At 63.2% G+C, this 21,604-nt stretch carries 22 protein-coding genes; 13 read left to right on the top strand and 9 right to left on the bottom strand.

Translation table 11 applies throughout. From position 1 onward, the window contains the following. The gene (locus LVD10_RS09565; RefSeq protein WP_232941267.1) at positions 1-234 is read right to left on the bottom strand and encodes a BolA family protein; all 234 of its coding nucleotides are present in this window, start codon (positions 232-234) and stop codon (positions 1-3) included. Between the two features lie 90 nt (positions 235-324). Next, the gene (locus LVD10_RS09570; protein ID WP_237063396.1) at positions 325-981 is read right to left on the bottom strand and encodes an MlaC/ttg2D family ABC transporter substrate-binding protein; all 657 of its coding nucleotides are present in this window, start codon (positions 979-981) and stop codon (positions 325-327) included. Positions 982-1,270: 289 nt separating this feature from the next. Here LVD10_RS09570 and LVD10_RS09575 point away from each other — a divergent pair, with 289 nt between their 5' ends. The 13 genes from LVD10_RS09575 to yjgA all read left to right on the top strand — a co-directional run bounded on the left by LVD10_RS09575 (position 1,271) and on the right by yjgA (position 11,846). Further along, positions 1,271-2,236 (top strand): calcium/sodium antiporter, encoded by a 966-nt coding sequence (locus LVD10_RS09575; RefSeq protein WP_237063398.1) that lies wholly within the window; start codon positions 1,271-1,273, stop codon positions 2,234-2,236. A 54-nt stretch (positions 2,237-2,290) separates the two neighbouring features. Further along, positions 2,291-3,262 carry a KpsF/GutQ family sugar-phosphate isomerase gene (locus tag LVD10_RS09580; protein ID WP_232941264.1) on the top strand — a complete coding sequence of 324 codons (972 nt, stop codon included), beginning with the start codon at positions 2,291-2,293 and terminating at the stop codon, positions 3,260-3,262. A gap of 43 nt (positions 3,263-3,305) precedes the next feature. Further along, positions 3,306-3,857 (top strand): KdsC family phosphatase, encoded by a 552-nt coding sequence (locus LVD10_RS09585; RefSeq protein ID WP_237063400.1) that lies wholly within the window; start codon positions 3,306-3,308, stop codon positions 3,855-3,857. After that, on the top strand, positions 3,857-4,423 hold the full coding sequence (lptC, locus tag LVD10_RS09590) for an LPS export ABC transporter periplasmic protein LptC (RefSeq protein WP_237063402.1): 567 nt from the start codon (positions 3,857-3,859) through the stop codon (positions 4,421-4,423). Before LVD10_RS09585 ends, lptC begins: the two co-directional genes overlap by 1 nt. Then, complete coding sequence (gene lptA / locus LVD10_RS09595) at positions 4,410-4,973, top strand: lipopolysaccharide transport periplasmic protein LptA (protein ID WP_237063404.1); 564 nt, start codon at positions 4,410-4,412, stop codon at positions 4,971-4,973. The genes lptC and lptA overlap by 14 nt, the downstream gene beginning before the upstream one ends. A gap of 86 nt (positions 4,974-5,059) precedes the next feature. Continuing rightward, complete coding sequence (lptB, locus tag LVD10_RS09600) at positions 5,060-5,785, top strand: LPS export ABC transporter ATP-binding protein (RefSeq protein WP_232941260.1); 726 nt, start codon at positions 5,060-5,062, stop codon at positions 5,783-5,785. A gap of 192 nt (positions 5,786-5,977) precedes the next feature. After that, positions 5,978-7,453: an RNA polymerase factor sigma-54 gene (locus LVD10_RS09605; protein WP_232941259.1), complete on the top strand. Its 1,476-nt coding sequence runs from the start codon at positions 5,978-5,980 to the stop codon at positions 7,451-7,453. Between the two features lie 227 nt (positions 7,454-7,680). Beyond that, entirely contained in the window at positions 7,681-7,974 is a 294-nt protein-coding gene (gene hpf, locus LVD10_RS09610) for a ribosome hibernation-promoting factor, HPF/YfiA family (RefSeq protein WP_232941258.1), read from the top strand. Positions 7,975-7,977: 3 nt separating this feature from the next. Continuing rightward, a complete protein-coding gene (ptsN, locus tag LVD10_RS09615; RefSeq protein ID WP_232941257.1) occupies positions 7,978-8,439 on the top strand; it encodes a PTS IIA-like nitrogen regulatory protein PtsN in 462 nt (153 codons plus the stop codon). 175 nt (positions 8,440-8,614) lie between these two features. Continuing rightward, positions 8,615-9,475: an RNase adapter RapZ gene (gene rapZ / locus LVD10_RS09620; RefSeq protein ID WP_232941256.1), complete on the top strand. Its 861-nt coding sequence runs from the start codon at positions 8,615-8,617 to the stop codon at positions 9,473-9,475. Positions 9,476-9,502: 27 nt separating this feature from the next. Further along, positions 9,503-9,772, top strand: coding sequence for an HPr family phosphocarrier protein (locus tag LVD10_RS09625; protein WP_232941255.1), 270 nt, complete (start codon positions 9,503-9,505; stop codon positions 9,770-9,772). A 112-nt stretch (positions 9,773-9,884) separates the two neighbouring features. Next, a complete protein-coding gene (gene mgtE, locus LVD10_RS09630; protein WP_439651232.1) occupies positions 9,885-11,252 on the top strand; it encodes a magnesium transporter in 1,368 nt (455 codons plus the stop codon). Positions 11,253-11,324: 72 nt separating this feature from the next. Continuing rightward, positions 11,325-11,846, top strand: a complete 522-nt coding sequence (gene yjgA, locus LVD10_RS09635) for a ribosome biogenesis factor YjgA (RefSeq protein ID WP_237063406.1) — start codon at positions 11,325-11,327, stop codon at positions 11,844-11,846. Between the two features lie 124 nt (positions 11,847-11,970). On the opposite strand, the gene LVD10_RS09640 is transcribed toward yjgA, so the two are convergent. The 7 genes from LVD10_RS09640 to mreC form a co-directional block, all read right to left on the bottom strand. Next, the gene (locus LVD10_RS09640; protein ID WP_232941253.1) at positions 11,971-12,831 is read right to left on the bottom strand and encodes a hypothetical protein; all 861 of its coding nucleotides are present in this window, start codon (positions 12,829-12,831) and stop codon (positions 11,971-11,973) included. Positions 12,832-13,012: 181 nt separating this feature from the next. Beyond that, the gene (gene msrB / locus LVD10_RS09645; RefSeq protein ID WP_237063407.1) at positions 13,013-13,552 is read right to left on the bottom strand and encodes a peptide-methionine (R)-S-oxide reductase MsrB; all 540 of its coding nucleotides are present in this window, start codon (positions 13,550-13,552) and stop codon (positions 13,013-13,015) included. Between the two features lie 61 nt (positions 13,553-13,613). After that, a complete protein-coding gene (locus tag LVD10_RS09650; protein ID WP_237063409.1) occupies positions 13,614-17,948 on the bottom strand; it encodes a YhdP family protein in 4,335 nt (1,444 codons plus the stop codon). A 99-nt stretch (positions 17,949-18,047) separates the two neighbouring features. After that, positions 18,048-19,535 carry a ribonuclease G gene (gene rng, locus LVD10_RS09655; protein ID WP_232941250.1) on the bottom strand — a complete coding sequence of 496 codons (1,488 nt, stop codon included), beginning with the start codon at positions 19,533-19,535 and terminating at the stop codon, positions 18,048-18,050. Continuing rightward, positions 19,532-20,116, bottom strand: coding sequence for a Maf family protein (locus LVD10_RS09660; RefSeq protein WP_232941249.1), 585 nt, complete (start codon positions 20,114-20,116; stop codon positions 19,532-19,534). Before LVD10_RS09660 ends, rng begins: the two co-directional genes overlap by 4 nt. Before the next feature lie 158 nt (positions 20,117-20,274). After that, complete coding sequence (gene mreD, locus LVD10_RS09665; RefSeq protein ID WP_237063411.1) at positions 20,275-20,754, bottom strand: rod shape-determining protein MreD; 480 nt, start codon at positions 20,752-20,754, stop codon at positions 20,275-20,277. After that, entirely contained in the window at positions 20,741-21,583 is an 843-nt protein-coding gene (mreC, locus tag LVD10_RS09670; RefSeq protein ID WP_255701183.1) for a rod shape-determining protein MreC, read from the bottom strand. Before mreC ends, mreD begins: the two co-directional genes overlap by 14 nt. Positions 21,584-21,604 lie beyond the last annotated feature (21 nt).

A 21,604-nucleotide genomic window follows, 5' to 3' on the forward strand; every position in this document is an offset into this window, starting at 1 on the left:
CTATTTACCGGCTTCTGCCGGCGTCAATGTCTGCATCTGCACGGCGTGCAGGGTGCCATCGGCGATCTTTTCACCGAGCGCACCATAGACCAACTGTTGTTTTTTTAGCCGGCTCAACCCCTCGAAAGAGGCGCTCACGACGGTAACCATCAGGTGGCTGCCCTCGAATGCGACATCGGCATGACTATCGGGAATATGCCCTTCGATCAGGGCCTTGATTTCTTCAGGTTGCATAGGCGGGGAAACTTGGAATTGAAAAGCGGCAGTGTACTGAAATCGGTGGGCGGGTGCAGCTTTCCGCCGCACCCACCGGGAATCTGCTGGTTAACCGACCTGGTTGGCGACATTGTCCGCCGCGGACCAGTTGGCAATCACCTTGTCGATATCACCCTCGTGGGTCTGCATCGCCTGGGCAAACTGGCTGCGGAAAGTCTTTCCGAGGTTCACACCATTGAGGATCACATTGATCAGCTTCCACTGGCCGGCGCGATTGCGCACCAGCGTATAGGACACCTTGGTGATCCCCTCCTGGCTGCGCACCTCCTGCAATACATTCACACGGCGGCCTGACACCGGCGTGCCCGGGTTGACCACGCGCACCTCCATATCACCAAAGCTGGCCACACCGCGGGCGAACGTTGCCACCAGGTCCTTGCGGAAGGCACTGGTGAAGCGCGAGCGCTGGGCGGTGGTGGACTGCTTGGCGTAGCGCCCCATAACACCGCGGGCAATGAAGTTGAAATCCACCACCGGCTCGAGGACACTGTCCACCGCACTGTAGTAACGCTGCGGATCGGAATTCATATACTGCGCATTGGCGCGAATCACACCCAGCAGCTTCTGGGAAACCCCCTCGATCATGGCGTAGGGATCCTGGGCCGCACTGGCGAACGGGGTCCAGGCTGCAACCAGCAGGGCACACAGGACCAGGCGGGCACGCCGGGTAAAGCTCTGGCGGGCGTTGTTCATAGAGAAGCTCACAAATAATCTCCCATTGGCAAATCGATCCTTGGACGCACGTGGCGGCAAAAAGTGCCATACGACCATCTGGCTCCCGCAGCATCCTGCCTACGGCCAGCGCAACCCCGTCGTCACCCGATCACTGAACCACACGGACAAAGAGGACGGAGCTGACAGTGACGGCGGCAGACTATACCATGGCCGCGGCCCAAGTTGGGGCGATGTAATGACATGAAATCAGTGACAGAGGCCTCGCTTTGGTACATGGATGGGCGCCTGATGCAACTCTTCCCGATAACAAGAGGTTAGCATGCCGCAAGTCTGGCTGGCGGTGATTGCCGTCCTCGGTGGCGCAGCCGGGCTCATCTGGAGCGCCGATCGGTTTGTCGCCGGCAGCGCAGCCCTGGCACTTCGGATGGGGCTCTCCAAGCTGGTGATCGGGCTCACCATTGTCTCACTGGGAACTTCAGCCCCGGAAATCATGGTCGCCGGCAGTGCCGCCCTCAAAGGTGCCGGCGAAATCGGCGTCGGCAATGCACTGGGCTCCAACCTGGCCAATATCGGCCTGGTGCTGGGCGCCACCGCGCTGGTCGCCCCCCTCCCCGCCCAGCCGCACCTGCTGCGCCATGAGATTCCCGCGCTACTGGCGGTCACAGGCCTCGCGGGCCTGGTCCTGGCTGATGGCTACCTGTCCCGTACAGAGGGCCTGTTCATGCTGGGCCTGATCCCGCCGCTGCTGTGGCTGACGGTGCACTTCAAGAAGCGCCACCACGGCCCGGAGGAAGAGGACCTGGACATCCAGGCCTACACCACAGCCCGCGGCTTTGCCCTGTTCACCATCGGCCTGGCAGCCCTGCTGCTCAGCTCGGAAATCCTTGTCTGGGGCGCGCGTCACCTCGCCCTGGCGGCCGGCATCAGCCCCCTCGTGATCGGTCTCACGGTGGTCGCGCTGGGCACCAGCCTGCCCGAGCTGGCCGCCTCACTGGCAAGCGTGATCAAGGGGCATTTCGACCTGGCTCTGGGTAACATCATCGGCTCCAACATCATCAACCTGCTCGCGGTCATGGCACTGCCTGGCGCCATTGCCAGCATCCAGATGGAGATTGAGGTATTCTCCCGCGATTATCTCGCCATGCTGGCGGTCACGCTGCTGCTGGTGGCAGCGGTCAGCGCCAGTCTCTGGCGCAGGCCCACACGGGCACGCCTGGGCCGCACACTGGGCATCGTGCTGCTGGCGAGCTACTGCGGCTACTATTGGCTCCTGTTCCACAACTGAAACAGGGCACCCCGGAATTCCTACAATTGATTGAGCTGTAAACAGAGATTCACAATGACCCAGGACCTGATACTGCAAGCCGGCCGTCGCACCGTGTTGATGGAAAACGAGGCCGTCGCGGCACTGGAAAACCGTATCGACGAGGGCTTCAAGCGCGCCTGTGAGCTGATCCTGCAATGCCGCGGGCGAGCCATCGTTACCGGCATGGGCAAGTCCGGCCATATCGGCAACAAGATTGCCGCCACCCTGGCCAGCACCGGCACACCCAGTTTCTTTGTGCACCCGGGCGAAGCCAGCCACGGCGACCTCGGCATGATCACCCGCGAGGACCTGGTGATCGCCATTTCCAATTCGGGCTCCTCGGCCGAGGTGCTGACCCTGCTGCCACTGCTCAAGCGACTGGGCATCCCCATGATCAGCATGACCGGCAAGGCCGACTCTCCGCTGGCCCAGGCCGCTGAAGTCAACCTGGACATCTCGGTGGAGACCGAGGCCTGCCCGCTCAACCTGGCTCCCACCTCCTCAACCACCGTCACCCTGGTGATGGGCGACGCCCTGGCCGTGGCCCTTCTGGAGGCGCGCGGCTTTACCGCCGAGGACTTCGCCTTCTCCCACCCGGGCGGCGCGCTGGGCCGGCGACTGCTGCTGAAAGTAGAAGATGTAATGCATGCCGGCGAGGAGCTGCCCCGGGTCTCGCCGGAAACCCCGCTATCCAAGGCCCTGCTGGAAATGACCAGCAAGGGCTTCGGCATGACCACGGTGGTGGATAACAAGGGCACCCTGCTGGGCGTATTTACTGATGGCGACCTGCGCCGGGTAATCGACCAGAAAGTGGAACTGGACAAGGCCACCATGGACGTGGTCATGAGCCGGCGCCCGAAAACAGTCTCCGCCGACACCCTCGCCGCCGAGGCACTGCGGATAATGGAAGATAACAAGATCACCGCGCTGGTGGTGGAAGACAGCGCCCGCCACCCCATCGGCCTGCTGCATATGCACGATATACTGCGCGCCGGCGTAATCTGATCCCACGACTGCCTGCGACTGAATGAGAGAAGGACAAGAAACTGTGAGTTCCAGCGAAAAGCAGCAAGAGAAAATCGACCGCAAACTGGCGCAGGTGCGCTGGCTGGTCCTGGACGTCGATGGCGTCCTCACCGATGGCCGCCTGTATTTCGACAACAGCGGCAATGAACTGAAAACCTTCAATACGCTGGATGGCCACGGCATCAAGATGCTGCAAAAGTCCGGCGTCCAGGTGGCGATCATTACCGGGCGTCGCAGCAGTGTGGTGGAGCGCCGGGCCCACGACCTGGGCATCCACAAACTGATCCAGGGTCGCGAAGACAAGTTTGCCGCCCTGCAGGAGCTGCTCGACGGGGACAGCTGCCGACTGGAGGACATTGCCTATGTCGGTGATGATTACCCGGACCTGCTGGTAATGACTCGCATCGGCTGCCCCATCTCGGTCCCCAATGCCGCATCACCGGTGCGTGAGCGGGCGATCTGGGTCACCAGCAGCCGCGGCGGTGAAGGCGCAGTACGCGAGGTCTGCGACCGCATTATGCATGTCCAGGGCACCTTCGCCGCCGCGTTGGCACCGTATATCGGGGAGTACTGATGCGGACCTGGCTCCCCCTGTTTGTGATCGTGGCCCTGATCAGCGTCGCCGCCTGGTTCGCCGAGAGCCCACCCCCGGAGCTGCTGGGCAAGCGCCCGACCCCGAAACAGCACAAACGCGCCCCGGACCTGGTGATCCGCGATGCACGCACACGCCACTTTAACCTGGAGGGCAACCTGGCCTATCGGGTGGACGCGGAGCGGATTACTTTCTTCCAGTATGCCCGCAGTGACCGCGCCAACCTGAAGGAGCCACGCATCCTGTTTTTCCAGGGAGACCAACCCAAGTGGCGCACGGAGTCACGGACCGGGGTGGCCTTTAACAATGGCGAACGGGTGGTCCTGCGCGGCGACGTGCATATCAATGAACTCCCGGAGCCCGGCGGCATCGTACTGGATACCGAGAAAATCACCATCAAGCCCCGCCAGGAATACGCGGAAACAGACAAACTTGTTACTATTGCCGCCGGCCCGAACCGGACGCAGGGAAAAGGCCTGCGCGCCTTCCTGAAACAAGACCGGGTAGAGATACTCTCCGAGGTGGAAAGCACCTATGAAACTCAATAACTTCCTGTGCGCCCTGGCAGCTACTACGCTACTGCTGCAGGGAATGCACGCCACAGCACTGCCGGCCGACCGCCAACAGCCGGTCAAGGTCAATGCGCAGAAACTGGAAGCCAACCGCGGCAAGAACCTGTCGGTCTACAGCGGCAACGTGGTCATCACCCAGGGCTCGCTGCAGATCCGCGCCGATCGCGTGGAAGTACACGGCAACCCGGAAGGGGAGATCCGCCGCGTCATCGCCACCGGCAATCCGGCCCACTTCCAGCAACAGATGCAACAGAGCCAGAACCTGGTCAAGGCCCGCGCGCGCCGCATCGAGTTCAAGGTCAACTCCGACGAACTGCAGCTGACTGGCAACGCCCACGTGGACCGTGACGGCAACACCCTGGCCGCAGAGCGGATCGACTATGACCTCAACAGCGAAAAAATGCAGGCCCAGGGCCAATCTGGCGACGGCCGGGTCGAGATGATCTGGAAACCGGAGCGCAAGCCCGAAGGGACAGCCCCGGCCGACAGCGCAGAAGATAACAAGGATTCGACGGAAGGCCAGTAACCCCTTCCCACCGGGGCCGCGCCTCGCAATCCCCAGATCCAGCGCGGGATGCCGCCACGGCATCTCGCGCCCAGCAGGAATTCAGTATGCCAACGCTACAGGCGTTACACCTCGCCAAACAGTACAAGAAGCGCAAAGTCGTACGGGACGTATCCGTCAGCGTATCGAGCGGCCAGGTCGTGGGCCTGCTGGGCCCCAATGGGGCCGGCAAAACCACCTGCTTCTACATGATCGCCGGCCTGGTGCGCGCGGACGCGGGCCAGGTGCTGATCGATGAAGAAGACATCACGCGGTTATCCATGCACGGCCGGGCCCGCAAGGGCATCGGCTACCTGCCGCAGGAGGCCTCGGTATTTCGCCGCCTCAGCGTCCGCGACAACATTCTCGCCATCCTCGAGACCCGCAAGGACCTTACCCGGGCGCAGCGGCAGGAGCGGGCCGATGAGCTGCTGAACGAATTCAATATCACCCACATCTCCGGCAGCCTGGGCATGTCCCTGTCCGGCGGCGAGCGACGCCGGGTGGAGATTGCGCGAGCCCTGGCCACCGATCCGGCATTCGTCCTGCTCGACGAACCCTTTGCCGGCGTCGATCCCATTTCGGTCAACGATATCAAGCAGATCATCCAGCACCTGCGCCAGCGTGGCATTGGCGTCCTGATCACTGACCACAACGTGCGCGAGACCCTGTCCATTTGTGAGACCGCCTATATCGTCAGCGAAGGCCACATCATCGCCGCCGGCGCACCGGATGAGGTGCTCTCCAACCAGCAGGTACGCGAGGTTTACCTGGGCCACGAATTCACCATCTGATGCGGACCGGGCGCCGAAAACCGTCCTAGGCAGAGGGGGCAATCTGCATATCTGTCACCTCCATCGCCGGCGGAGGCAATACGGTCATCATTTTCGGCACACTTATTGCTTGTAATCGCGCCCACAGCAGGTTAGTCTGCCGCCTTATCGAAATTCGGAAGAATATTTCGTTCTAGCGGTTCTCTACCCTGTATGAAGCAATCCCTCCAGCTCAAGCTCGGCACCCAGCTGACGATGACCCCGCAGCTGCAGCAGGCGATTCGCCTCCTGCAACTGTCGACGCTCGACCTGCAACAGGAGGTCCAGTCGGCCCTGGACAGCAACCCGCTGCTGGAGACCGATACCGGGGAGCATGGCGAACATGAAGCCTCCGCGGATGAGGCCAAGGGCGAGGATCACCCGACCCCCGGGCCCGATGACCGCACGGCCAGCGCCAGCGAATCCGGTACAGATGCCGCGAGCGAGAGCGAATGGAACAACGACATTCCCGACGACCTGCCGGTCGATACCCACTGGGATGACATCTACAGCGGTGGCAGCTACAGCGGCCCGACCGGCGAGGACAACCTGCTGGAGCAGCGCAATGCCACCTCCGAAAGCCTCCACGACCACCTGCTGTGGCAGCTGAACCTCACCCCACTCTCCCGGCACGACAAACTGATTGCTGAAACCCTGATCGACGCGATCGATACCCGGGGCTTCCTGCAGTCGCCACTGGCGGAGCTGGCCGAGGCGCTGGAGGTCGGTGAGGATGAAATCCTGGCGGTCCTGAAAACCATCCAGCAGTTTGAGCCCGCCGGATGTGCGGCGCGCGACCTGCGCGAGTCCCTGCTGCTGCAGCTGCTGCAGATGCCCGCCGAGACCCCCTGGCTCGCCGAGGCCCAGGCCATCGTCGACTTGCACCTGGACCTGCTGGGTAAACGCGACTTTCGCCAGCTGGGGCGCCGCACCCGGCTGAATGAGGCCCAACTGGGTGAAGTGATGCGGCTGATCCAGTCGCTCAACCCGCACCCGGGCGAGGCCTTTGGCGGCGATGAGCCGCAATATGTCGTACCGGATGTGATCGTAACCCGGCGCCAGCAACGCTGGCAGGTGGAGCTGAACCCGGAAACCACCCCGCGCCTGCGCATCCATGCCGGTTATGCCTCCATGATCAAACGCGCGGACAACTCCGCCGATAACAACTTCCTGCGCGATCACCTGCAGGAGGCACGCTGGTTCCTCAAGAGCCTGCAGAGCCGCAATGAGACCCTGCTCAAGGTGGCCTCGAGCATCGTCGAGAAACAGCAGGGCTTTTTCGAGCAGGGCCCCGAGGGAATGAAACCCATGGTGCTGGCGGATATTGCTGAAACCGTGGGCATGCACGAGTCCACTATTTCACGGGTCACCACGCAAAAGTATATGTTCACACCCCGCGGGGTCTTTGAGCTCAAATACTTCTTTTCCAGCCACGTCAGCACCAATTCCGGTGAGGATGCCTCGTCTACCGCGATCCGCGCACTGATCCGCAAGCTGGTCGACGCCGAGCAGCCACGCAAGCCCCTGTCCGATAACAAGATCACCCAGGAGCTGGCCAACCAGGGAATCAAGGTTGCCCGCCGCACGGTCGCCAAATATCGCGAATCCATGGGCATACCCTCTTCCAGTGAGCGCAAGCGCCTGATCTGAGACCACTGCAGGCCCCGCCAACCGGGCCCTAGCGGCGCAACCTGACCCCATCGAAAAATACGGTCACCACCACTTGCCGGGCATGCAATCCCACGCGGCCCGCAACCAATACCTCAAGTTTGAGTGTATCCTTCCAATCTGGCGTACTTCCTAGTAGGGTTGCCGCCCTGACAGGGGGTGCTGCCGGTTCAAACCGCGCTTTCGATGCACTCGAACAGGAGAATTCCATGCAAGTCAACATCAGTGGCCGCCACCTGGAAGTGACTTCAGCCCTTCGCGATTATTGTCTCGAAAAACTGGATAAACTCTCCCACCACAATGACCTGATCACGACGGGACAGGTAACCCTGTCAATGGAAAAGAAAGAAATACAGCGCGCCGAGGCACTGTTTCACGTCAATGGGCGGGAGATCTTTGCGGATTCGGAAGCGGATGATATGTACGCGGCAATTGACGCCCTCACGGACAAGCTCGATCGCCAGCTGATAAAACACAAAGAGAAGTTGCGAGCCCATCGTTAAGCTATGACATTGGAAGCATTACTCTCGCCCAGCCTCAGCCTTTGCCGGGTGGCGGGCAGCAGCAAAAAGAAGCTCTTGCTGAATATTGCCCAGGCGATAGCCGAGCAGTATCCACACCTGGACGCAGACACGATTTTCAACCAGATGATCGCGCGCGAGCGGCTGGGCTCCACCGGCATCGGGGATGGTGTCGCCATCCCCCACTGCCGCCTGCCGGGCTGCCAGGAGGCCATTGGTGTACTGTGCACCACTGAGCCGGCGATCGATTTCGATGCTGCCGACCGCCAGCCGGTCGACCTGCTATTCGCCCTGCTGGTGCCGGAAAACGCGGAGCAGGAACACCTGGACACCCTGGCGGAAATCGCCGCCCTGTTTAACGACAGCAGGGTCAGGGAGAAGCTCCGCCAGGCGGACTCCAGCGACGAGCTCTACGCCCTGGCCATCGACAGCGCTGCCGCAGCCTGAAGCACACCAGCGCCGTCCCACTGCGATCCTTCACAAACATCCGTTATCGTTGTGCCGGACGCCGCAATGGCGGATCATTGGCCAATGCGACCGGAAGCCCGCCGGTCGCTCTTGCCCGGGCAGGTAGCAAACGGCCGGCAGTCGATCAAACATTACGAAACGGACCTCGAAACTTATGCGCCTGGTGATCATCAGCGGCCGCTCCGGCTCCGGCAAGAGTTCAGCCCTGCAACTGCTGGAAGACGTCGGCTTCAACTGTATCGACAACCTGCCCGCCAGCCTGCTGCCGGAGCTCGTGCGCAGGGTCCAGGAGCAGCCGCGTGTGGAGAGCGCCCGGCTGGCCCTGGGGATCGATGCCCGCAACCTCTGGCAGGACGTGCAACAGGCACCCCGGGTTATCGATGAATTACGCGAAAGCGGCATCCAGTGCGACGTCATATACCTGGACGCGCGCTCTCCCGTGCTGGTCCAGCGTTTCAGTGAAACCCGGCGCAAGCACCCGCTCAGCGACAACCGCACCCACCTGCTGGAAGCCCTGAACCGGGAAAAGGAATTACTGGCCCCGCTGGCCGGCATGGCCGACCTGGTGATCGATACCAGCAGCCTGAGCCTGCACCAGCTGCGCGACCAGGTTAAGACCCGGGTTGTCGGGCGCGACTCTCCTGGCATGGCGATCCTGTTCCAGTCTTTCGGCTTCAAGCACGGGGTACCGGTTGATGCGGACCTGGTGTTTGACCTGCGCTGCCTGCCCAACCCCTACTGGGTTGCCGAACTGCGCCATAAGACCGGCCTGGACCCGGAAGTGGTTGAATTCCTGCGTTCCCACGAGGAAACCGGCGAGATGCAGCGGGACATTACCAGCTTCCTCGGGCGCTGGCTGCCCTCCTACCAGCAGAGCAACCGCAGCTATACCTGTGTCGCTGTCGGCTGCACCGGCGGTCGCCATCGTTCCGTATACATGGTTGAGCAGCTGGCCAGGACGTTTGCCGGCCAATTCGATAATATCCAGGTTCGCCATCGCGAACAGCAGCCGTAACGTATAGACGGAGAACGCGACACCGCCATGCAGAAGTGCCGCCTGACCATCATCAACAAGCTGGGCCTCCACGCCCGCGCCGCCAGCAAGTTCGCGCAGACCTCAGCCCGGTTTTCCGCTGACATCCGCGTCCACTGCCAGGGCAAGTGCGTCGACGGCAAGAGCGTAATGGCACTGATGCTACTGGCCGCGGGCAAGGGAGTGGAACTGGAGCTGGAGGCCACAGGTGGCGATGAGGAAGCCGCACTGGAAGCCATCACCACCCTGATCAACGACCGCTTTGGCGAGGGCGAGTAATCCCGCGCCCACTGCCCCGCTGGCAGCACGGCACCGATAGGCATAAAATCCCCTCCCTGCGGCCCCCGAACGCCGCCCGACCCCGAACCTCTCAGTGCAGTAAGGAAACGCCGTGTCCAACCCGCCACCAGCTGAAATCCAGTTCCGCGCGCAGAACCAGCTCAGTGAGTTGTTTGCCGCCCTGGACAGTGGCACCGGCCGCGAGGTGCAGCGCATGCTGCACACCCTGTCGCCGCAGAGTATTGCCCAGCTGCTGGAAAGCTCCCCACCCCGGATTCGCCAGGTGCTCTGGAAACTGGTCGACCCCGAGGTCGAAGGCGAGGTGCTGCCCGAGCTGTCATACGAGGTGAAAAGCCAGATCCTCGCCACCATGGACACCGAGGAAATGGTCGCTGCGATGGAGGGCCTCGACGCCGACGACGTCGCCGATATCCTGCAGCAACTCCCCGAGCGGGTCATGGGCGAGGTGCTCGCCGCCATGACCGAGGCCGATCGCCTGCGAGTCGAGCGGGTGCTGGCCTTCGATGAGGAGACCGCCGGCGGCCTGATGGACACGGATACCATTTCCGTGCGTCCCAACCTGACCCTCGACGTGGTGTTTCGCTACCTGCGCCGCCACGAGCAGTTGCCGCCCTCCACCGACACCCTGTTCGTGGTCAACCGCAGGGACCAGTACATTGGCCTGCTGCCGCTCTCGCGGCTGCTTACCACCGATCCCTCGGTCACCGTGCGCGAGGTGATGAACACCGATGTAGAGCCCATTCCAGCGGACTTTCCCGATACCGAGGTGGCGCGGCTGTTTGAGAAATACGACTGGATTACCGCGCCGGTGGTGGATGACAACAACCGCCTGCTGGGGCGTATTACCATTGACGACGTGGTTGACGTGATCCGCGAGGATGCCGACCACTCACTGATGAGCATGGCCGGTCTCGACGAGGAAGAGGACACCTTCGCCACCGTGCGCCGCACTGCCCCGCGGCGGGCGGTCTGGCTGGGTATCAACCTGCTTACCGCCCTGCTCGCGTCCTGGGTCATCAACCTGTTCCAGGGCACCATCGACAAGGTGGTGGCGCTGGCTGTACTGATGCCCATCGTGGCCAGCATGGGTGGCGTTGCCGGTAGCCAGACCCTGACCGTGGTGATCCGCGGCATGGCCCTGGGCCAGATCGGGCGCAGCAACCTCAGCTGGCTGTTGACGCGGGAGCTCGGCTCCGCGGTGCTCAATGCGCTGCTCTGGTCCGTGGCAATGGCCGTGATTGCCGCCCTCTGGTTCGACGACATCACCATCGCAGTGATCATCCTCGCCGCGATGGTAATCAACCTGATCACCGCAGCCATTGCCGGCGCCATATTGCCGGTGGCACTGCGCGCCATCCGCGTCGACCCGGCACTGGCCGGCGGGGTCGCGCTGACTACTGTTACCGATGTGGTGGGCTTTATGTCCTTCCTCGGGCTCGCCACCCTGTTTTACGCCTGAGCGCCCACCCGGCTGGTAGCGGATATAACCATGTACCGGCCCCGCGGCGCCTGAATTAGCTGGAATACCAGAATGCAAGAATACGACGATTTCGATGAGGACCAGCCCAAGAGCAAAACCCGGGTCAAGCAGGAGATGCATGAACTGCAGGACCTGGGGCGCCAGCTGACCGAGATGGGCAAGGCACAACTGGCGGAAGTGCCGCTGGATGAGGATATCCGCGAAGCGATCGCCACCCTGCACCGGATCAAGTCCAACGAGGCCCGCCGGCGCCAGATGCAGTACATCGGCAAGCTGATGCGGGGCGCCGACCGCGAAGCGATTGAGGAAGCTCTGGCACGCTTCCACGAGCGAGACCAGTTGCACGTACGGTTTGACCGTATGGCGGAGGACTGGCGCAAGCGCCTGCTGGACGATGGCAAACAGGCACAGAGTGATTTCTTCGACCAACATCCCCACGCCGACCACCAGCACCTGCGGCAGCTGGTGCGCGACTCCCTGCGCGAGCGGGACAAGCAGAAGCCCCCCACCCAGCAGCGCAAGCTGTTCCGTTACCTGCGCGACTTCTTCATGCAGGAGCAGAACAGCCAGTGACGGGAAGGGCGGACACAAGGTCCGCCCCTAAGCGCATGCTGGTCCTGAAGCGAGGCTGACGCTACCAGACCTGTAGGGGCGATCCTTCTGACCGCCCGGCTGATCGCCCGGCCCTATCACTCACTCAGGCGGCGCTCTGGCCGGTTTTCTCGGCGGCGGTCTCGGCCTGCCACTCGAACAGGTTCAGCTCGATGAAGAAGAAGGCCACCAGCCACAGGAAGGCATCCCAGAAGTCCAGGAAGCTGCCGTTGATCCCCCAGTAGATGGCACACAGCAGCAGGGTGAAATACAGCACAGCCTTGATCACCTGCGAGTAACGCATGATGGCATTGGACAGCTCATGACGCAGCTGCAGCCATACGTCGAAGGCAAGGATCACCACTACCAGCAGCCAGGCACCGGCATTGATCACGTCAGTCCAGGCCAGCCACTTGATCTCGTTCCAGGTAGACACCGCACCCAGGACCTGGGCATCAGCCAGTCGCAGTACCTGGGTGTCCGCCAGCGCGGCACAGTTCTGGGCGGTCAGGGCGACATAGTCATCCTGGCCCACCACCAACTGCCAGCCACCACTGGCCGCCAGCTGGCAGGCAGATTCGGATACCGGCAGCAGGTGTGTCAGCGACGCCATCTCGGCCACATAGCCGTAGAAGGAATAGGCGATAAACAGGTAACAGAAAGCGGACACGCCGTTCAGGGCCCACTTCACGCCGCCACGGATCCTGTCATCTGCCAGGACAAAGGTTTCCAGCTCAAAAACCAGCAGCAGCAACACCCACGCCAGGGTATCGATAGAGTCGTTGTAGGCCTCAATAATACGGCCCAGCTGCACACCGTCGGCAAATACCGCCCCGGCAGCAGCGTGATTCTCAACAAAGAACGCGTAGACGTTGTACGCGAGCAACAGGTAAATGGTGTATTTAAACACCCGGAACAGGGCGTAGCGGTTGACGGAAAACCCACCCAATGTGGCCACCTCGGACATCAGCTCGAACCTCTATTGATTATTGTTCTGCATCGGTTCTGCCTGACCGCGCACCGACGCCTGCGGGACACGGGTCCGGGAACCTCGCACTCGAATCGATACATCCTGCCGGCACCGCCCTCCCCACAGCTGCAGGGTGGCGGTGCCGCACGGCAGAGCCGCAAAACACAATATCGAACAATTATTCGGTTTTTTCAACCGCCGGGACAAAATCCAGGGCCAGTGAATTCAGGCAGTACCTGAGCCCCGTAGGCGGCGGGCCGTCTTTAAAGACATGTCCCAGGTGTTCACCGCATTTCGACAGTACTTCGGTGCGTTTCATGCCCCAGCTGTAATCCTCTTTCAGGATTACATTTTCCGGGTGGGCCACGTCCCAGAAGCTGGGCCAGCCGGTTCCCGACTTGTACTTGTGCTCTGAACTGAACACCGGCAGGCGACACCCGGCACTGACATAGGTGCCCTCGGTCTTGTTCTCCAGCCATTTGCCGGTAAAGGGCCGCTCGGTGTCCTTCTCCCACAGCACCTCGTACTGCTCCGGTGACAGGATCTGTTTCCAGGCGGAATCCGGTATCGTCGACAGGTTGGTACCCGCCTCGATATTCGCGCGGGCCTCGGCCACGGTCATCTCCTCGTTGGTGGCACGTTTTTCATCGGCCTCAGTGCAGGCCGGCAGGCCGATGACCATTGCCAGCAACGCAGTTCCCAACAGGCGCTTGTGCATATCTATTCTCCTCTCTGTGCAGAACTCCATGGTCTTACACTTTTAGTCGGAGATCCGGTGTTCAGATTACACCTGTCCGTTCGTCACCCTCGCCCTCACCGGTAGCGGGAGGGGGCGAACCGGACACCGCTTCGGTCTCTGGCCCGGGAGCCGGGCCTTCAGGCTCGGGGCGCTTCTCGGAGGGCGGGGGACGCTGGAACCCCGCCTCTTCGGCGCCCTGGCGTTCGGCGCCATCGCCATCAAACAGCTTGTCGAACCGCACCTGGGGCTCTGACCAGTCACCGCTGATACGGTAACTGACGCTGGCCATCTTGTTGACCTGCTTCTTGAACGCCTTACTGATCAGGTAAACCCCTGCGGCGGCGGGCAGGCCGCCAGCCAGTGCCGCCACCAGCGCCAGGTTATTGCCCACCGGCAGGGTGGCCACCAGGGTCAGGTTGAGGTCCTCGCGTTTCAGGTTGACCCGCCCCGCCATCTGCAGCTCACTGGTGGGGCCCTCCACCTGGATCGGCACCGCGATCAGCAGGCTCCCGTCCCCCTCGAAAAATACCTCGCCCCGCACCCGGTCGAACGCCATGCCGCTCTGGTAGAGATCGGAAAAGTCCAGTCGCAGCCGACGTGCCCAGGTATCGAAATTGAACAGTGACAGCAGTCGTAGCAGGGCCGAGCCGGCGTTATCTGTGGCGCGCAGGAAACGACCATCCTGGATATCGATTTCCAGGTCGCCGGTCAGCGCATCCGCCGCCACCTGTGCCGGCGAGCCGTCCCAGCGCAGGGCGGTATCAAAATTGGCTGACTCGCTCTCGATCACCGGCTCCTGTCCCCAGGCGCGCTGCACCCCGGCCAGGTCGCCGGCGCTCAGGCGGCCGATAAACTGGGAGGAATCCCTGCCTTCTTCATCGCGCATCCACATCAGCTGGGCGCCGAGGCGGTTGTCCCCCTCACCGCGCCCCTCGACGCGGATGCCCCGTGCGGCGCCGCGGATATCACTGACCACCAGGCGTTGCGCGGACGGGCGCAGGTTGAACGACCAACGGCCGAAATCCTCGTCGCCGAGATAGAGTTTGTCGGTACTGAAATCCAGCGCCGGCAGGTCAGCAAATTCGAACCCGGCCCAGGGGTCAGCAACTGGCGCCCCCGTCCCGGCCGGGGCAGCGGTCGCTTCGACTGCCGCGCCGGCCTTGGCCTCGCCTTCTTCACCGGACTTGCCGGGCAGGCGCAGGTGATCCAGCTCCAGCGTCAGCGGGGTCTCTGCATTGAGTACACCGCTCAGGTGCCCCGCGGCAGTTTCACTGTCAAAATCGAGTTCCCAGCTGGAACCCAGCCCGCGTCCACGAATATGTATATGGCTGATATCGGTCTTGCCCAGCTTGAGCCGGTCGGTACTCAGGTCCAGCATCAGTGGCAACGGGCGCTGTACCGTCCCGTCTTCCGGAGCGGGCTGCTCTGGCGTCGTGTCGTAAATCTTGAGTAACTGGCGCCAGTGGGGGAAATCCACCTCGGACACGTCACCGCTGATCGACAGGCCCCGCTCGCTGGGCAACCTGGCCTCGGCATTCAGGGCGATAGCGGCGCGCTCCACCGCACCTTCGACCTTCCAGAAGCGCGCGGCCAGGTGCTCGCCATACTCCAGGTTGTAGAGGCTGCCCTGCTTTCCAATCGGCACCCGCAGCACCAGCTCCGACGCCTGCTCTGCGGATTTGCCCAGTGGCGGCGGCAGGTTCACGGCGACCCCTTCAAGGTCCGATGTCACTTCCACCATCGCGCGATAGGGCTTGTCTTTCACCGGAGCCGGGATGGTCACCAGGGTGCGGTAGTCGAATTCGCCCTCGAGCCAGGCAAGCTCGGGCCGGCCGGTCCACTCACGCAGGGCCTGGGTGGTATTGCGACCACTCACCACGACCTGGGTATCCCGGTTTTCCCCCTCGCCCTGGTGGTGAATGCTGGCCCTCAGCGGCCGCCCCCAGAGGCGCCCACTGAGGGCTGACCCCTCCAGGCCAGCCTCGCTGTCATAGTGCATATTCCCGGACAGGGACTGGATCACCAGGCGGGTGTCGTCCATATGCAGGTCAGCGCCTGCCAGTTCCAGGTCGACCCGCTGGCGCGGCTCAATATCTGCCCCGCCCAGAGGCTGCGACAGGGTCAGGTGGCCCTGCATCTGTCCGCCCAGGCGCCAGTCGTCAAAGCCATCACCGAGTTTCTCACGCAACGGGGACTCCTGCAGCAGGCGCAGGCCATCGGCTGCGGGGCCCGCCAGGCTGGCACGGACACCGAGTAGCGCGCCCTGCCCGGCCGGATCGGGGGAAACGCCCACCTCGATATCGCGGGCATCGATATTCCAGAGCCGGGCACGCCCGGCGTTGACCATCACGTGGCCATCGTTGATTGCCAGGTGCGCGTCCACCTCCCGAGCCGCCGGCCAGCCAGGCAGGTAGTCGATGCGTCCCTGTTCCAGCTGTGCGGCCAGCTGGACGGTCTGGCGTTCCTGGCGCTCGCCCAGGGCCAGCAGGTCAGCGTTCTCGCCCTCACCATAGCCATAACCACGATAGAGGAAACCGGCCCGCGCCACCCGGCCGGGGTTTTCCTCACCAAGCGCACGGTCCAGCCATTCGCGCAGGGACTCGCTGACGGTGTAGGGCACCAGTGACGCCTGGGCAGAGACAGGCGCGTCACGCAGGCCCAGCGCCAGGGTCAGTTGTGCTGCCCGCGTATGCGCCTCAAACGGCAGCTGCAACAGGAACTGGCCGCGGATCGCGCCCTCTTCACTTTCGAGCTCCAGGGGGCCGGAGTTGACCTGTACGGAATTATTCTCCTTGTCGACATGCCAGGCGACGGTACCGCGGGCACGGGCAAAGCTGAAGGCCTGTTCGTAGAGCTTCGGGAAGTGCAACCGCAGGTCCCCATCACCCGCCAGCTGCAGTTCTCCATCACTACCGCGCACCTGGAGGTAACCGTCCAGGCCCTCCACGGCCGGGGCGGCCTTATGGGCAGCGGCCCGTATGTCGCGGAGGTTGGCACGAAGTGATACCAGCCCGTCACTGTCGCGGCCAAAGCGCAGGTTTTCCAGGGCGCCGGTGGGCTCCAGTGCTTCCAGCCAGGTCCCGGCCTTTTCCGGCAGCAACTGCAGGCGTGACAGGATACGATTCCAGGCCTCCAGCTCCAGGTAGTCGAGGGAGAGCTGGACACCCTCGCCGTCACCGCCGCTGGCCTGGATGTTCAGGGCCGGCATGGCGACATCGCGCCAATCCAGCTCGATGGACTGCAGGGCGAGTCGCCACTGTCCGCCAGGCAGCCACTGGCCGGAAATGTCGCCACCCAGCGAGCGCAGCGGGTCCAGCGTGCCCGCCACGGCTTCAGCTTCGCCCGCGCCCGGATCACCCTGCCCGGTTTGATCCCCATGTACTTCTGGGGTCCCGCTGCCATCGCGGCCAGCTGCCAGCTCCCCCTCCAGTTGCAATAGGTCGAGGCGCCCGCGCAGGCGGTAGCCGGCCTCACTGTCGCTGCGCAGCCACAGGTTGCCGCGGGCTATCTTCCTGCCCTGCCAGTGGTAGCGCTCGGGGACCGGGGTCAGCTGCTGCAACAGGGCCACGGTGTCGTCATTCACCTGCAGCTCATTCAGCTGCAGGTAGCCATTGAGGGTGAAGTGCTCTCGATCACGCGGGTTGCCGCGTCCCTCCAGGATCAATCGGAGTGTCTCGGTACCCGCAGGGGCCTTGGCCACCGGCAGGTTTTGTGCGTTGGCAGGGGAATCGGTATTCGCAGAGTCGGCTTCATTGGTGTCAGCAATAAAGGCACGCGCGCTCAACCGGTGGAATGCACCACTGTTCTCCAGAAGTACCTGCGGCAGGCTGATGCGGGCCCGCTGCCCATCGGCAAGCTGCAGGGTGATATTGGCATTGCGGACCTGCACCTTGGGGCCCAGCTGGAAAATCCGTGCCGGGTCCCCGAGACGCTCGCCGGTAACCGCGCCATCGGTGTCGGCGTCCTGCAGGGCCGCGGGGAAACCGTGCACATGCCAGTTGCCGCGGCCGATACGGTTCAGCTGTGCAGAGAAGTCGTGCACCTGCAGGTTCTTCCATACCAGCTCGCGATTCCACAGGCTGGCAAGCAGGTCGAGGTGGAACAGGCCGTAGCCCATATGCACCTCACCGTTCTCCCCCAGGCGCAGCCCGTCGAGCTGCAGCGCGACCTCGAGCGCCTCCCAGCGCAGGGCAATGCGATCCATCTGCACCGGCGCACCCAGGCGCTCTGACAGCAATGCACTGATCTGCGGACGGTACTGCTCCACCTGCGGCGACAGCATGCGCCCGGTCTGTACCACTATCGCCAGCAGGATTACCACACTGACGGTCAGTAACCAGAACTTCCGCGCCAGCCAGCGCACCGCACCCATCATCGGCGCCCCCCCCGCAGCCCGCCTGCAGGCAGGCGCCCGGGAGCGGCCATCGCGCCGGTGGGCGCGAAGACGCAACTCGGGCGGGCGCGGCAATGGGCATCAGACAAGAACAATGTCGTACTGCTCCTGGTTGTAGATGGGCTCCACCTGGAACTGGATCGGGCGATCGATAAACTCCTCCAGGTCGGCGACGTTGGCCGATTCCTCATCGAGGAGCAGGTCGATCACCACCTGGCTGGCCAGCACCATGATCTTTTCACTGTCATAGGCCCGGGCCTCGCGAATGATCTCGCGGAAAATCTCGTACACCACCGTCTCGGCACTTTTCAGGGTGCCGCGGCCCTCGCACACCGGGCAGGGCTCACAGAGGATCTGCCCCAGGGATTCCCGCGTGCGCTTGCGTGTCATTTCCACCAGGCCCAGTTCGGACACCCCGGTAATACTGGTCTTGGCGTGGTCGCGCTCCATGGATTTCTCCAGGGTGCGCAGCACCTGGCGCTGGTGCTCGGCCTCTTTCATATCGATAAAGTCGATGATGATGATGCCGCCCAGGTTGCGCAGCCGCAGCTGGCGGGCGATGGCAGTGGCCGCCTCCAGGTTGGTCTTGAAGATGGTCTCTTCCAGGTTCCGGTGCCCCACGAACGCACCGGTATTCACATCGATGGTACTCATCGCCTCGGTCTGTTCAACGATCAGGTAGCCACCGGACTTCAGGGTCACCTTGTTCTGCAGCGCCTTGCGGATTTCCTCCTCGACACCGTAGAGGTCGAACAGCGGGCGCTCGCCGGGATAGTGCTCCAGGCGACCGGCGATCTCCGGGGCGTATTTGCCGGAAAATTCCGCCGCGCGGACGTGGGCCTCGCGCGAATCAATACGGATCTTTTCCGTGTGCGGGCGGGCCAGGTCGCGCAGGGCGCGCATGAACAGGGGCAGGTCCTCGTAAATCACCGAGGGCAGCGGGCGCGAGCGGATACGCTGTTCCAGCTCGGACCACAGCTTGTAAAGAAACGGGATATCCCGCAGCAGCTCCTCTTCACTGACGCCCTCGGCAACAGTGCGCAGGATAAAGCCGCCATCGCCGGACTGGCCCTCGTCCGCCAGCTTGGCCGCAGCCTGCTCCACCAGCTCCCGCAGGCGCTCGCGCTCGCCCTCGTCCTCGATACGGTTGGAAATGCCGATATGGCGGGTCTGGGGCATGTAGACCAGGTAGCGGGCCGAGACGCTCAGGTGGGTAGTGAGGCGCGCGCCCTTGGTGCTGATCGGATCCTTGACCACCTGCACCACCAGTGACTGGCCCTCGCGCACCAGTGCGCGGATGTCCGCCACCTCGGCCTCGCGTGATTCCATGCCCTCCTCGTCCAGGGGGGCGATATCGGAGGCGTGGATAAAGCCGGCGCGCTCCAGGCCGATGTCGACGAACGCCGCCTGCATGCCCGGCAGCACGCGCACTACCTTGCCCTTGTAGATATTGCCGACAATACCGCGGCGCGCACTGCGCTCCAGGTAGACCTCCTGCAGCACACCGTTTTCCACCAGCGCCACCCTGGTTTCGGTGGGAGCCACGTTGATCAGCAGTTCCTCGCTCAAGATGCCTCCCCGGCCTGCCAGTATGGGATTCCGGTTTCTTCGAGCATCGGCACCAGCGCCTCCAGGGGCAAGCCCACCACATTGCTGTAGCTGCCACTGATGGCCTCAACCAGCACCGCACCCAGGCCCTGGATACCGTAACCGCCGGCCTTGTCGACAGGCTCCCCGGTCTCCCAGTAGGCCTCGACTACATCGTCGCGCAGCGGGCGCAGGCGCACCCGGGTTTCCTCCACCCGGGTCAGGCTGCGATCGCCCCGGCACAGGCAGATGGCGGTGAGCACCGAGTGCTCGGAAGCTGAAAGTGTCGCCATCATGCAGCGAAAATCATCGAAGTCCCGGGGTTTTTCCAGAACATTTTCACGTGACACAACCACGGTATCCGCCCCCAGGACCCAGGTCCCGGCATCGCCCTGGGCGGCAAATCCGGCCGCAGCCTTCTCGCACGCCAGCCTCAGGACATAGTCGCGGGGTGCCTCCCCGGCAGCCCTGACTTCGGGAACGTCAGTCTTGGCCCGGGTGAACGGCACCCCAATCTGCGCCAGCAATTGCGCGCGGCGCGGGGAGCCGGAAGCAAGGATCAATCTGCTGTGTTCGGCGGTATCTGGCACGGTACTGCTTTATTGTTGGTGAATCAGCCGCTGATTATAGCGGTATCGCTCGAAAAATGAGCATTTCTTTACCGGACTTAACCAAAAATGTGACGTGGAGGCCGGTTCACGCACCCCGGTTTCTACGGGCTTCAGCGCACCTGCAGGCGACCGGCCATGCGGTCGAGCCAGGGCGTGACCAGTGGCCACAGCAGGGCTGTGGTGAGTGCCGGCCAGAGAAAAGTCAGGCCGGGCACAGGCTTACCCGCCAGGCTGTGTACCCAGTTGCCCACCACCTGGTGAATACCCACCAGCACAAACACCCACATGAGCTGCTGGGCCGGGTTGAAGGCGCGGGTGCGCTGGTAGGTCAGCAGGCTGAAATAGGCCAGCGCCCCGAGCGCCAGGGCGTGGGTACCCAGCACCGAGCCGGTGACGAAATCCTCCAGCAGCCCGACCAGCCAGGCAAACCCCACCCCCAGGCTCTGTGGCATGCGGTTGATCCAGAAGATCACCAGCAGCGCCATGAAGGCGGGCCGGAACCAGAGCCACTGGTACGGCAGCGGCATCACCGAAAGCAACAGGGCCACCAGCACCGTCGCGGCAATAAACCAGCGATTATTCGGTTCCAACGGCCTCATCCCCTTCGGTGATCACCGCCAGCACGAAACGACTGCGGTTCATGCGGCCGCGCGGCTGCACCTCCACATCGGCGAAGGCGCGACCGGGATCCCGCTCGACGGAAATCACCTCGCCCACCGGGTAGCCCGACGGGAAGCGCCCCCCCAGGCCGGAACTCAGGAGCAGGTCACCCTCCCGCACGTCGCTGGTATTGGCCACATGGCGCAGCTTGAGGCGGTAGAGATCACCGGTGCCCTCGGCCACAGCGCGCACACTGTTGCGCAGCACCTGCACCGGCAGGGCGTGGCTGGCGTCGGTAATCAGCAGGACGCGGCTGGCACCGGGGCCCGCCTCGATCACCTGTCCCAGCAGGCCGCTGGCATCCATGATCGGGGTACCCAGGCGCACGCCGTCATCACGCCCCTTGTCGATCACCAGCACATGCTCCAGGGGGTCCGGCGACACGCCGATAATCTCGGTAACGAGCACCCGCTCATCCACCGACTCGGCGGAGTTCATCAATTCCTTCAGCTGGGTATTTTCCGCCCTGGCGGCGGCAAGCAGCTGGCTGCGCTGCTCCAGCAGCAACACCTGGCGCCGGAGGCGGCTGTTCTCCTCCTCCAGCTCATCGCGCGAACGCAACTGGTCCCCGGCCCACTCGCCCATCCGGGCGGGCGCATCGGTAATCCAGTAGAAGGGTTCCGCCAGGCTGGCCACGCGGTCGCGTACCGGCTGCAACCAGTCGGTATAGATATTGACGACGATGAGCGCGGCCGCCACCAGGCCCAGGACCAGGATGCGGGATTCCGGCGACGGGCCGCGGGTAAATAGCGGTTTAATGGGTAACCCCCATTAACAGGT

Source organism: Microbulbifer zhoushanensis (genome assembly GCF_021729055.1).
In the GTDB taxonomy this organism is placed as follows: Bacteria; Pseudomonadota; Gammaproteobacteria; order Pseudomonadales; family Cellvibrionaceae; genus Microbulbifer; species Microbulbifer zhoushanensis.